Source organism: Amycolatopsis sp. NPDC003731 (genome assembly GCF_053586895.1).
In genome coordinates this window covers 1-10,665 of the sequence record NZ_JBSFNC010000227.1, presented here as the reverse complement: position 1 = coordinate 10,665, position 10,665 = coordinate 1, and the positions used below count along the sequence as shown (strand labels likewise).

General features: G+C 70.2%; 11 protein-coding genes and 1 pseudogene. 7 read left to right on the top strand and 5 right to left on the bottom strand.

What is annotated here, in order from left to right; all coding sequences use genetic code 11:
• Positions 1 to 134: 134 nt before the first annotated feature.
• Positions 135 to 2,069: an asparagine synthase (glutamine-hydrolyzing) gene (asnB, locus tag ACWDN5_RS44400; RefSeq protein ID WP_449680499.1), complete on the bottom strand. Its 1,935-nt coding sequence runs from the start codon at positions 2,067 to 2,069 to the stop codon at positions 135 to 137.
• A 185-nt stretch (positions 2,070 to 2,254) separates the two neighbouring features.
• On the opposite strand from asnB, the gene ctaC reads away from it, so the two are divergent.
• Positions 2,255 to 3,196: an aa3-type cytochrome oxidase subunit II gene (gene ctaC / locus ACWDN5_RS44395; RefSeq protein ID WP_449680497.1), complete on the top strand. Its 942-nt coding sequence runs from the start codon at positions 2,255 to 2,257 to the stop codon at positions 3,194 to 3,196.
• A gap of 32 nt (positions 3,197 to 3,228) precedes the next feature.
• Positions 3,229 to 3,648: a cytochrome c oxidase subunit 4 gene (locus ACWDN5_RS44390; RefSeq protein WP_086845398.1), complete on the top strand. Its 420-nt coding sequence runs from the start codon at positions 3,229 to 3,231 to the stop codon at positions 3,646 to 3,648.
• Between the two features lie 52 nt (positions 3,649 to 3,700).
• Here ACWDN5_RS44390 and ACWDN5_RS44385 read toward each other — a convergent pair whose 3' ends face one another.
• Entirely contained in the window at positions 3,701 to 4,660 is a 960-nt protein-coding gene (locus ACWDN5_RS44385) for a GlxA family transcriptional regulator (RefSeq protein WP_449680496.1), read from the bottom strand.
• 83 nt (positions 4,661 to 4,743) lie between these two features.
• Between ACWDN5_RS44385 and ACWDN5_RS44380 the strand changes: the two genes are divergently transcribed.
• Positions 4,744 to 5,664 carry a DMT family transporter gene (locus ACWDN5_RS44380; RefSeq protein ID WP_449680495.1) on the top strand — a complete coding sequence of 307 codons (921 nt, stop codon included), beginning with the start codon at positions 4,744 to 4,746 and terminating at the stop codon, positions 5,662 to 5,664.
• A gap of 22 nt (positions 5,665 to 5,686) precedes the next feature.
• Here ACWDN5_RS44380 and trpD read toward each other — a convergent pair whose 3' ends face one another.
• The 3 genes from trpD to ACWDN5_RS44365 all read right to left on the bottom strand — a co-directional run bounded on the left by trpD (position 5,687) and on the right by ACWDN5_RS44365 (position 7,614).
• Entirely contained in the window at positions 5,687 to 6,721 is a 1,035-nt protein-coding gene (gene trpD / locus ACWDN5_RS44375) for an anthranilate phosphoribosyltransferase (RefSeq protein WP_449680494.1), read from the bottom strand.
• A 5-nt stretch (positions 6,722 to 6,726) separates the two neighbouring features.
• The gene (locus tag ACWDN5_RS44370) at positions 6,727 to 7,137 is read right to left on the bottom strand and encodes a response regulator (RefSeq protein ID WP_310977137.1); all 411 of its coding nucleotides are present in this window, start codon (positions 7,135 to 7,137) and stop codon (positions 6,727 to 6,729) included.
• Between the two features lie 63 nt (positions 7,138 to 7,200).
• A complete protein-coding gene (locus ACWDN5_RS44365) occupies positions 7,201 to 7,614 on the bottom strand; it encodes a hypothetical protein (RefSeq protein ID WP_449680493.1) in 414 nt (137 codons plus the stop codon).
• Positions 7,615 to 7,709: 95 nt separating this feature from the next.
• Between ACWDN5_RS44365 and ctaE the strand changes: the two genes are divergently transcribed.
• The 4 genes and pseudogenes from ctaE to ACWDN5_RS44345 form a co-directional block, all read left to right on the top strand.
• On the top strand, positions 7,710 to 8,333 hold the full coding sequence (gene ctaE, locus ACWDN5_RS44360; RefSeq protein WP_063749462.1) for an aa3-type cytochrome oxidase subunit III: 624 nt from the start codon (positions 7,710 to 7,712) through the stop codon (positions 8,331 to 8,333).
• A 61-nt stretch (positions 8,334 to 8,394) separates the two neighbouring features.
• Positions 8,395 to 9,213 (top strand): cytochrome bc1 complex diheme cytochrome c subunit, encoded by an 819-nt coding sequence (qcrC, locus tag ACWDN5_RS44355; RefSeq protein ID WP_449680492.1) that lies wholly within the window; start codon positions 8,395 to 8,397, stop codon positions 9,211 to 9,213.
• A complete protein-coding gene (gene qcrA / locus ACWDN5_RS44350) occupies positions 9,210 to 10,376 on the top strand; it encodes a cytochrome bc1 complex Rieske iron-sulfur subunit (RefSeq protein WP_310977140.1) in 1,167 nt (388 codons plus the stop codon). Before qcrC ends, qcrA begins: the two co-directional genes overlap by 4 nt.
• Positions 10,373 to 10,665: pseudogene (locus ACWDN5_RS44345) on the top strand (cytochrome b); the annotation flags it as partial. The gene qcrA and the pseudogene ACWDN5_RS44345, both read left to right, overlap by 4 nt.

Here is a 10,665-nt window from a genome sequence, read left to right as displayed (position 1 = left end):
GGGTGCGCTCACCGACCGCCCGCACTGAAGGAGGAGCCGCGATGCCGGACACCGAAGAGGCCGTTGCCGTCTGCTATGTCGTCAAGCTAGGCGGGTTAGAACCCGTTACCACTCACGACCGGCCGCGGCAGACCTCAGAGCTTCACCGGGTAGACCGGCTCCGGGATCTCCGGCTTGATCCGGTGCTCGACGAAGATGCCGTGCCACAGCATGAACACGATCAGCGCCCACAGCTGGCGGCTGCGGTCGAGCTGGCCGGCCTTGTGCTCCTCCAGCAGCGCGAGGATCGCCTTCTTGTCCAGCAGCTCCTCGGTCTTCGAGTCCGAGATGATGCCCTTCGCCCAGTCGTACATCTCGTTGCGCAGCCACAGCCGGATCGGGACCGGGAAGCCGAGCTTGCGGCGGTTGAGCACGTGCGCCGGGATGATCTTGGCCAGGGCCTGGCGCAGCGCGTACTTCGTCGTGCCGTGGGCGAGCTTCTGGTCCAGCGGGATCGACGCCGCGACCTTGAACACCTCGGCGTCCAGGAACGGCACCCGCAGTTCCAGGGAGTTCGCCATGGTCACCTTGTCGGCCTTGACCAGGATGTCGCCGCGCAGCCACGTGTAGAGGTCGACGTGCTGCATGCGGGCCACCGGGTCCCAGCCGCGCGAGACGTCGTACCAGGGCGCCGTGACGTCCTTGAAGCCCACGCCCTCCTGGTACGTGCGGAGGACGTTCCGCAGCTGGTCGTCGCGGAAGTTGCGGGCGTTGCCGTAGTAGCGGTCCTCCAGCGGGAGCGCGCCGCGGCGCAGCAGGTCCTTGCCGCGGGTGCCCTCGGGGATCTTCGTCGACACCTTGCCGATGAGCTTCCGCATGCCGCCCGGGATCTTCTCGAACGGCGCCAGCGAGATCGGCTCGTTGTAGATCGTGTAGCCGCCGAACAGCTCGTCCGCGCCCTCACCCGACAGCACCGCCTTGACGTGCTTGCGGGCCTCGCGGGCGATGAACCACAGCGGGACCAGCGCCGGGTCGGCGACCGGGTCGTCGAGGTACCAGACGATGAGCGGCAGCGCCTCCATCATCTCGTCCGCCGAGACCGTGCGGACCACGTGCTTGACGCCGATCGCGGCGGCCGATTCGGCGGCGACGTCGACCTCGGAGTAGCCCTCGCGCTCGAAGCCGGTGGTGAACGCGATCAGGTTCGGGTTGTGCTCCTTGGCCAGGGTCGCGGTGGCCGTGGAGTCGATGCCGCCCGAGAGGAACGCGCCGACCGTGACGTCCGGGTCGGAGATCATGTGCTTGCCGACCGAGTCGCGCATCACATCGGCGATGCGCTGGTACAGCTCCTCGGCCTCGGCGGGGCCGTTGACCGGCTTGGCGCTGAACTGCGGGTGGAAGTAGCGGGTGAACTTCACCTCACCGCCGGGCACCACCTGGAACGACGTCCCGGACTCGACGCGCCGGATCGCCGTGTGCAGCGACTCGGGCTCGGGCACGTACTGCAGGACCAGGTAGTGCTGGAGGGCCGTGCGGTCCAGCTCCTGCGCGACGCCGAGGACGTCCGACAGCTCCAGCAGGCTCTTCTTCTCGCTGGAGAACGCCACGCCGTCGGGGCCGGCCGAGTAGAACAGCGGCTTGATCCCGAACGGGTCGCGCGCGCCGAAGACCCGCTTCTCCTGCGAGTCCCAGATCATGAAGGCGAACATGCCGCGCAGGCGCTTCACCCAGTCCGCGCCGAGGTAGTGGAAGCCGGCGACGATGGCCTCGCCGTCACCCTCGGTCTCGAACTTCGCGCCGTGCCGCTCGGCGAGCTCCGCCCGCAGCTCCAGGTAGTTGTAGATCTCGCCGTTGAAGTTCATGGTGTAGCGGCCCGGCGCCTCGGGCGGGCCCCAGACCAGCGGCTGGTGCGCGTGCTCGACGTCGATGAAGGCGAGCCGGTTGAAGCCGTAGACGACCTCGGCGTCGGCCCAGGTGTCCTGCTCGTCGGGGCCGCGGTGGCGCTGGCAGCGCATGGCCGCCCCGACGGCGTCACGCGCGTTCGCCGCGCCGGTCTCGGTCGCGCAGATCAGTCCAAGCAGGCCGCACACGGGTACTCACACACCTTCAGGGTCTTCACCGGGCTGGGGGAAGGCCCCAGTATGCCGGGGCGGTCGTGGCGAGTACCACGCGCGTCGATGGTTACCCCTTGGTCAGCAGGATGGGCCAACTCGGCTAGAGTCCGGCTGTCACAAAGATCTGTCGTAGGAGGCTCTGGGTGAAAGGGCGAGGCGCAGTGGGACAACCCGAGCGCACCCTGGGGAAGCGGACCGTGCGCGTCGCCGCGCTGGCCGTGCTGGTCGCGCTGACCGCGACGGGCTGCTCCGGCGACGAGATCCTGCGGTTCGGCTGGCCGGTCGGTGTCACCGAGCAGGCGAACCAGATGCGGACGCTCTGGACCTGGACCGTGGTCGCCGCGCTGGTCGTCGGCGTCATCGTGTGGGCGCTGATCTTCTGGACCGCGACGTTCCACCGCAAGAAGAAGACCACCGACGGCGAGCCGGAGGAGCTGCCCCGGCAGTTCCAGTACAACATCCCGCTCGAGCTGTTCACGGTCGTCGTCCCGACGATCATGGTCTGCGTCCTGTTCTTCTTCACCGCGACGACGGAGTCGAAGGTCCTGGACAAGATCCCGAACCCGGACGTCAAGGTCCAGGTCGTGGCCTTCCAGTGGAACTGGGAGTTCAAGTACGAGGACGAGAACGCGAAGAAGGCGGACGGCCAGCAGGTCAGCACCGTCGGCTCGTCCGGCGAGATCCCGCTGCTGGTGCTCCCGGTCGGCAAGACCATCCAGTACGACCTGGTCTCCACCGACGTCATCCACTCCTTCTGGGTGCCGGAGTTCCACTTCAAGCGGGACGTCATGCCGAACCCGGAGAAGAACAACCAGGACAGCTCCTTCCAGAACAAGATCGACCGCGAAGGCTCCTTCGTCGGCCGGTGCGCGGAGCTGTGCGGCACCTACCACTCGGTAATGAACTTCGAGGTCCGCGCGCTGTCGGCGGACAAGTACGACCAGTACATCGCGCTGCGCAAGCAGACGAACCCGGCGACGGGCCAGTCGTTCACGGCGGCCGAGGCGCTGGCGAAGATGAACTGCGGCGAGCTGTGCACCCCGCACGCGGTCACCACCCAGCCGTTCAACACCGACCGCACCGCGCGGACCGCGTCGAACTGACGCCGCACGCACACAAGGAGTAGGAAAAGACCATGAAGGTCGAAGCCCGCATCTTCTTCATCGTGGCGATCTTCGCCGTGTTCATGGCGGCCGTGTACTGGGTGTGGACCGCGCTGGCCGCGACCCACGGCCCGGAGCCGGTCGGCATCGTCGCGCTGTTCCTCACCGGTGGTCTCGCGTTCCTGGCCGGCAGCTACATGCAGTTCGTCGCCCGCCGCATCGAGCCGCGCCCGGAGGACCGCGAGGACGCCGAAATCAGCGACGGCGCGGGCGAACTGGGCTTCTTCAGCCCGGGCAGCTACTGGCCGATCGGCATGGCGGCCACCGCGGCGCTCGCGGCCGTGGCGCTGGCGTTCTTCCACATCTGGCTGCTGGTGATCGCCCTGGTCGCGCTGCTCATCACGATCGGCGGCCTGGTGTTCGAGTACCACACCGGCCCGTCGCACGACTGAGTTCTCTTCGCAACCGGCCGTCACGCTCAGCGCGTGGCGGCCGGTTTCGTTTTCAGCCGCGGAACGCCGTCCGGTAGGACGACGGGCTCGTGCCCCGCAGGCGGCTGAACTGGTGCCGCAGCGCCGCTGCCGAGGCATAGCCGCACGCCGCCGCGATGTCCTCCACCGACAGCCCGCCCTCCTCCAGGAGAGCCTGGGCCCGGTCCAAGCGGCGCTCGGTCAGCCAGCGGTGCGGTGTCGTCCCCGTCGCGGCCGAGAAGCGGCGCAGGAACGTCCGCTCGCCCAGGCCGCTGCGGCGGGCGAGCTCCGCCACCGTGAACGGCTGGTCCAGGCGCCGCTCCACCCACTCCAGAGCCTCCGCGACCACGGCGTCGTCGCCCGCCGCCGTCGCCGGGACCGGCGCCTGGACGAACTGGGCCTGACCGCCCGCGCGGTGCGGCGCCGCCACCATCCGCCGGGCCAGCGTCGTGGCCGCCGCGACACCGCGCAGCCGGCGGACCAGGTGCAGGCACAGATCGACCGCCGCGACCGTGCCCGCGCTGGTCAGGATGCCGCCGTCGTCGGCGTACAGCGCCTGCGGGTCCACTTCGGCCTCCGGGAACCGCTGCCGGAACTCCGCCTCGTACACCCAGTGGACCGTGCAGCGGCGGCCGTCCAGCAAGCCCGCGTAACCCAGCGAGAACACACCCGCGCAGAACCCCGCCACCCACGCTCCGCGCCCGGCGGCGTCGCGCAGGACGTCCAGCACCGGCTCCGGCGGTGGCGCGGTCCGCGGCGCGCACGTCGGCACGATCAGCAGGTCCGCCGCCGCCGCGAAGTCCAGGTCCCGCAGGCCGGCCAGCCCGAAGCCGGACCAGCTTTCGACCGCGGTCCCGCCCGGGGAGCAGACGGCGAAGTCCCAGCCCTCGATGCCGTCGGCGCTGCGGTCGGTGCCGAACACCTCGCACGCGACGCCCAGCTCGAACGGCGAAACGCGGTCGGCGAGCACCACCGCGACCCGGGTGACGTCCATGCCGGCCAGTGTGTCACAAGTTTTGCGGCAGTTGTCATCTCTGACACTGGTTGGCGCGGCCGATCGCGACGAACGTGGTCGGCATGACGAACTCCGAAACCCGCCCGCTGCTCCAGTGGTCCGCGGCGATGGCGATGTCCGGCACGATCGGCGCCGTCGTCCTCGAGAGCGGTGCGGCCGCCCCGGCCGTGGCCTTCGCCCGCTGCTTCGTCGGCGGCGCGCTGCTCGTGCTCTGGTGCCTCTCCCGCGGCTGGCTGCAGGCTTGGCGGCCGTCCCGCCGCGACCTCGGCCTCGCCGTGCTGGGCGGGCTGTTCCTGGTCGGCAACTGGGTGCTGCTGTTCGCCTCGTACGCGCTGTCGTCGATCTCGGTCAGCACGGTCGTCTACCACACCCAGCCGCTGATTCTGGTCGGCCTGGCCGCGGCGTTCCTCGGCGAGAAGGTCGCCAAGAGCCACCTGGCCCGGGCCGGCATCGCGTTCGGCGGCGTGGCGTTGATCTCGCTGTCCGCCCACGGCGAGGACGGCAAACCCGTGCAGCTGGCCGGCATCGGCCTCGCCCTCGGCGCGGCCGTGCTGTACGCGGGCGCGTCCTTCGTGGCGAAGCAGCTGAAGCACATCCGCCCGCACCTCCTGGCCGCCGTGCAGACGACGGTGGGCGCGCTGGTGCTGGCACCCCTGCTGCTCGTCACGCCCCTGCCCACGACGACCTCGGGGCTGCTGTGGCTGGTCCTGCTCGGGACCGTCCACACGGCACTGATGTACGTGCTGATGTACGCGAGCATCGGCAAGCTGCCGACCACGACGGTGGCGCTGCTGTCCTACCTGTACCCGGTGGTGGCGGTGCTGGTGGACATCGCGTTCTACGGCCACCGCCCGAGCTGGCCGGAGGCGCTGGGCATGCTCGCGGTCCTGGCGGCCGCGCTGGCCCCGCAGCGCGGCCGCAAGCCCGCCGCCGCGCCGGAACAGCCGGCCGGCCCGGCGGCCGAGCCCACCGTCCGCTGCTGAGCGGGCGAGCGGGGTCAGCGGGTCAGCTGAAGGCGATCCAGCGGTCCAGCAGCGCGGCCGCGGCGCCGGAATCGATGGCCTCGGCCGCCCGCGTCAGGCCCGCCCGCAGGTCTTCCTCCAGCGACTCCGAGAAGCCCGTGAAGGCCGCCAGCGCGGCCGCGGCGTTGATCAGGACGGCGTCGCGGACCGGGCCCGGCTTGCCGCCCACCAGGTCGCGGACCACCGCCGCGTTCGCCGCCGCGTCGCCGCCGCGCAGGTCCTCCGCCGTCGCGCGGGCGATGCCCACCGCTGCCGGGTCGAAGCTGCGCTCGGTGACCTCCCCGTCCGAAACGACCCACACGGTCGACGTCGTCGTCGTGGTGATCTCGTCGAGGCCGTCGTCACCCCGGACCACCAGGGCCCGGGTGCCGCGGCGGGCGAACGTCTCCGCCAGCACCCGGGTCTTGTCCGGGTACGCGCAGCCGATCAGCGCCGCGCCGGGCTGGGCCGGGTTGGTCAGCGGGCCGAGCAGGTTGAACGTCGTCGGGATGCCCAGCTCGCTGCGCACCGGGCCGGCGTGGCGCAGCGCCGGGTGGAACGCCGACGCCAGGAAGAACCCGATGCCGACCTCGTCGAGGCTGCGCCGGACGTCCTCCGGCGGCAGGCTGATCGTCACGCCGAGGGCTTCGAGGACGTCCGCCGCGCCGGACTTCGACGACGCGCTGCGGTTGCCGTGCTTGGCCACCGGCGCGCCGGCCGCCGCCGTGACGATCGTCGCCATCGTCGAGATGTTCACCGAGTTGGAGCCGTCGCCCCCGGTGCCGACGATGTCGACCGCCGGGCCGTCCAGCTCGACCCGCTTGGCGTGCGCCAGCATCGTGGCCGCCATGCCGGCGATCTCCTCGGGCGTCTCGCCCTTGGCGCGCAGCGCGACCGCGAACCCGGCGATCCGGGCCGGGCTCGCCGCGCCGCTCATGATCTGGTCCATCGCCCACGCCGTGTCCTCCGCGGAGAGGTCGACGCCGGCGATGAGCTGCTTGAGCAGGGGTGGCCAGGTGCGGGGGACCGGGGTGGTCACCGGGCTCAGCCGTTCACGACGGGGACCCGTCGCGCGCGCAGCACGTCGGCGACGGTCTCCGCGGCGGTCAGCGGGTCCAGCGGGTGCACCAGCACGGCGTCCGCCTGCGACCAGGTGGCCAGCCACCGGTCGTCCTTGCGCCGCACGGCCACCACGATCGGGGGGCAGTCGGTGATTTCGCTCTTCAGCTGCCGGCAGAGGCCGATGCCGCCGGTCGGCTGCGCCTCGCCGTCGAGGATCGCCAGGTCGACGTTCCCCGCGTCCACCTCGGACAGCACGTCCGCGATGCCGGCCGCCTCGACGTAGTCCACGCGCGCCAAGTCCGCGGCGGGCCGGCGGCCGACCGCGTTCACGATCGCCTCGCGCACCTCCGGCTTGTGGCTGAACACCAGGACCCGCATCGACCGCTCGCCCATTGAGCACGCCTCCGTCTCGTCACCGCACGACTCGCACGCCGATCGTATCGGCCGAGACCGACATCACGCGGTCGGCTCCGGCTGTTGCGCGTCCCAGCCCAGCGCGTCGCCGCCCAATCGTTGCGCGAGACCGGCCATCCGGGACCTCTCCTGTGCGCAGTGCAGGGCGTCGAGCACCTGGACGCGCACGGCGAGCACCCGCGTCAGCTCCCCGTCCGGAGCCTGTTCTCGCAGCTCGTAGCCGTCCTGCGCGAGGATCGACGCCGCCTCGTCGACCCGGTCCGGCGGCAACAGCAGGTGGTGCCGCAGAACGGCCGGCGCCGTGCTGACCCAGTCGGGTGAACCGGCGAGGACGGCGGAGTCCGCGACGGCCGGGTCGAAGGCCTCGGCGACGATCTCCAGCCCCGGCGTCTCAAGCGTCAGACCGGGCGTTTCCCGCTTCTTGACCAGGTCAAGCAGGCGGTCGAGTAAACCCATGAGTAGCTCTCACCTTCCCGGGCATCCGGTGTGATCGGTTACGCAGACGGCTCGCCGTGGACCCACCCGGCGGAGCGGCGGTGCGAGAGGACATAATGCGACGCGTGACAACGGCAGCTCCCACCATCAGTCAGCGGGTCCACTCGCTGAACCGGCCGAACATGGTCAGTGTCGGCACCATCGTGTGGCTTTCCAGCGAGCTGATGTTCTTCGCCGGACTGTTCGCGATGTTCTTCACCGTCAAGGCGCAGAACTCGTCCGGCCAGTGGCCGCCGCCGCTGCACGGCGAGGAGTTCCACCTCAACGTGGCGTACGCGATCCCGTTCACGGTGATCCTCGTGCTGTCCTCGCTGACCTGCCAGTTCGGCGTGTTCGCGGCCGAGCGCGGCGACGTCTACGGGCTGCGCCGCTGGTACATCATCACGTTGATCATGGGCGCGATCTTCGTCGGCGGCCAGGCCAACGAGTACCACAACCTGGTCGAAGAGGGGATGACGATCCCGTCCGGCCCGTTCGGCACGGTCTTCTACCTCGCCACCGGGTTCCACGGCCTGCACGTCATCGGCGGGCTCGTCGCCTTCGTGTACCTGCTCATCCGCACGAAACTGAGCAAGTTCACGCCCGCCCAGGCCACGTCGGCGATCGTCGTGTCCTACTACTGGCACTTCGTCGACATCGTGTGGGTCGGCCTCTTCGGTGTGATCTACCTCCTTCCGTAGGTCCACCCAGCCGCCACCACCTTCACCATCGGCCTGAACTGACAGCAAGGGTTGCCGCAAGATGACCACCAGCACGAAATCCTCGGAGCGCCGCTACCGCGCGCGGTCGAAGCTGCGGAGGCGGTTCGCCGGCCTGCTCGCGCTCGGCATCGCGCTGGTGGGTGCCGGCGCCGGCTACGCCCTGCTCGTGCCGGAGCCGCAGACCGCGCAGGCCCAGGGCACGCCGGCGCAGCTGCGCCTCGGCGAGCAGGTCTACAACAACACCTGCATCGCCTGCCACGGTGCGAACCTCGAGGGCGTGCAGGACCGCGGGCCGAGCCTGATCGGCATCGGCGACGCCGCGGTGTACTTCCAGACTTCTTCGGGCCGCATGCCCGCCGCGCGCCAGGAGGCGCAGGTCGAGCGGAAGCCGCCGAAGCTGACCGAGGCCGAGATCGACGCGGTCGGCGCCTACATCCAGGCGCACGGCGGCGGTGTCCAGCGTCCGGCCGAGAAGGGCGCGGCCCTGCGCGGCGACGACCCGGCCCGCGGTGGCGAGCTGTTCCGCCTCAACTGCGCGTCGTGCCACAACTTCACCGGCCGCGGCGGTGCGCTGTCGGCCGGCAAGTACGCGCCGAACCTGGACCCGGCCAGCGAAGAGCAGATCTACACGGCCATGCTCACCGGCCCGCAGAACATGCCGAAGTTCTCCGACCGGCAGCTGTCGCCGGAGGAGAAGAAGGACATCGTCGCCTACGTGAAGTCGGTGTCGGACGGCAACAATGACCCGGGTGGTAACGGCCTCGGCGGGGTCGGCCCCGCTTCGGAGGGCGTCATCGCCTTTATCGTCGGGATCGCCGCGCTGATCGGCGTGACGTTGTGGATTGGATCGAAGGCATGAGTGCCGAGGGGCCGAAGCCGCCGTCGGAGGCGGAACTGGCTGAGATGGACCGGGACCAGCTGGTCAAGCTGGGCGGGGCGCTCGACGGCGTCGAGATCGTCGAGTACCCGACCCCGTGGCCCGTGGAGGGCACCCGGGCGGAGCGGCGCGCCGAGCGCCTGGTCGCGTTCTGGTTCGGCCTGTCCGCGCTGGCCGGCATCGGGTTCGTCGTCTCGCTGATCTGGTGGCCGTGGCAGTACGAGGCGCCGGACAACGAGAGCGCCCACTTCTGGTACAGCCTCTACACCCCGATGCTCGGCCTCACGCTCGGCCTGGCCATTCTCGGCCTGGGCATCGGCGTGATCCTGTACACGAAGAAGTTCGTGCCCGCCGAGGTCGCGGTGCAGCAGCGCAGCGACGCCGGCGGCGAAGGGTCGGCCGAGGTCGACCGCGCGACGATCCTCGCGCACCTGGCCGACGCCGGGAACCGCAGCACCATCGCCCGCCGCTCGCTGATCAAGCGCTCGGCGATCGCCGGTGCGGGTGCGCTCGGCCTCGCGGCCGCCGCGCTGCCCGTCGCGTCCTTCATCAAGAACCCGTGGAAGGACAGCGAGTCCCGCGACTCGCTGTGGCACACCGGCTGGCAGCCGAACTTCCCCGGCGAGAAGGTCTACATGCGCCGGGCCACCGGCAAGCCGGTCGAGGTGGAGCACGGCAAGGAGACCGAGATCTCCCTGGTCAAGGCCGAGGACCTCGACGCCGGCGCGATGGAGACGGTCTTCCCGTTCCGCGAGTCCGAGCGCAACGACGCGGAGGCGCTGGCCAAGGCGCTGACCCGGGTCGACAACCCGGTCATGCTGATCCGCCTGCGCCCGACCGACGCCGCCAAGGTGGTCAAGCGGGCCGGCCAGGAGGACTTCAACTTCGGCGACTACTACGCGTACACGAAGATCTGCAGCCACGTCGGCTGCCCGACCTCCCTGTACGAGCAGCGGACCAACCGCATCCTGTGCCCGTGCCACCAGTCGCAGTTCGACGCCCTCCACTACGCCAAGCCGATCTTCGGCCCGGCGACCCGGCCGCTGGCCCAGCTACCGATCACGGTGGACGAAGAGGGATACTTGATCGCGCGAGGCGACTTCATCGAGGCCATCGGTCCGGCCTTTTGGGAGCGTAAGTCATGAGTTCACTCACCACGCCGACCAAGGGGTCGAGCCCGGTGGAGAAGGCGCTGGGCGAGGCCGCGAACAACGCCGACCAGCGGTATCACCTGGCCAAGGGTCTGCGGCACCAGATGAACAAGGTGTTCCCGACCCACTGGTCGTTCCTGCTGGGCGAGATCGCGCTGTACAGCTTCATCATCCTGTTGCTGACCGGGGTGTACTTGACGCTGTTCTTCGACCCCTCGATGCAGGAGGTCGTCTACCACGGCAGTTTCAAGAACATGCAGGGCCTGGAGATGTCGCAGGCGTT

Bases quoted from the DNA above. Each gene is read 5' to 3' on its own strand.
- ACWDN5_RS44390 (WP_086845398.1), top strand. From the start codon at position 3,229: ATGAAGGTCGAAGCCCGCATCTTCTTCATCGTGGCGATCTTCGCCGTG.
- ACWDN5_RS44385 (WP_449680496.1), bottom strand. From the start codon at position 4,660: ATGGACGTCACCCGGGTCGCGGTGGTGCTCGCCGACCGCGTTTCGCCG.
- ACWDN5_RS44380 (WP_449680495.1), top strand. From the start codon at position 4,744: ATGACGAACTCCGAAACCCGCCCGCTGCTCCAGTGGTCCGCGGCGATG.
- ACWDN5_RS44370 (WP_310977137.1), bottom strand. From the start codon at position 7,137: ATGGGCGAGCGGTCGATGCGGGTCCTGGTGTTCAGCCACAAGCCGGAG.
- ACWDN5_RS44365 (WP_449680493.1), bottom strand. From the start codon at position 7,614: ATGGGTTTACTCGACCGCCTGCTTGACCTGGTCAAGAAGCGGGAAACG.
- ctaE (WP_063749462.1), top strand. From the start codon at position 7,710: ATGCGACGCGTGACAACGGCAGCTCCCACCATCAGTCAGCGGGTCCAC.
- qcrC (WP_449680492.1), top strand. From the start codon at position 8,395: ATGACCACCAGCACGAAATCCTCGGAGCGCCGCTACCGCGCGCGGTCG.
- qcrA (WP_310977140.1), top strand. From the start codon at position 9,210: ATGAGTGCCGAGGGGCCGAAGCCGCCGTCGGAGGCGGAACTGGCTGAG.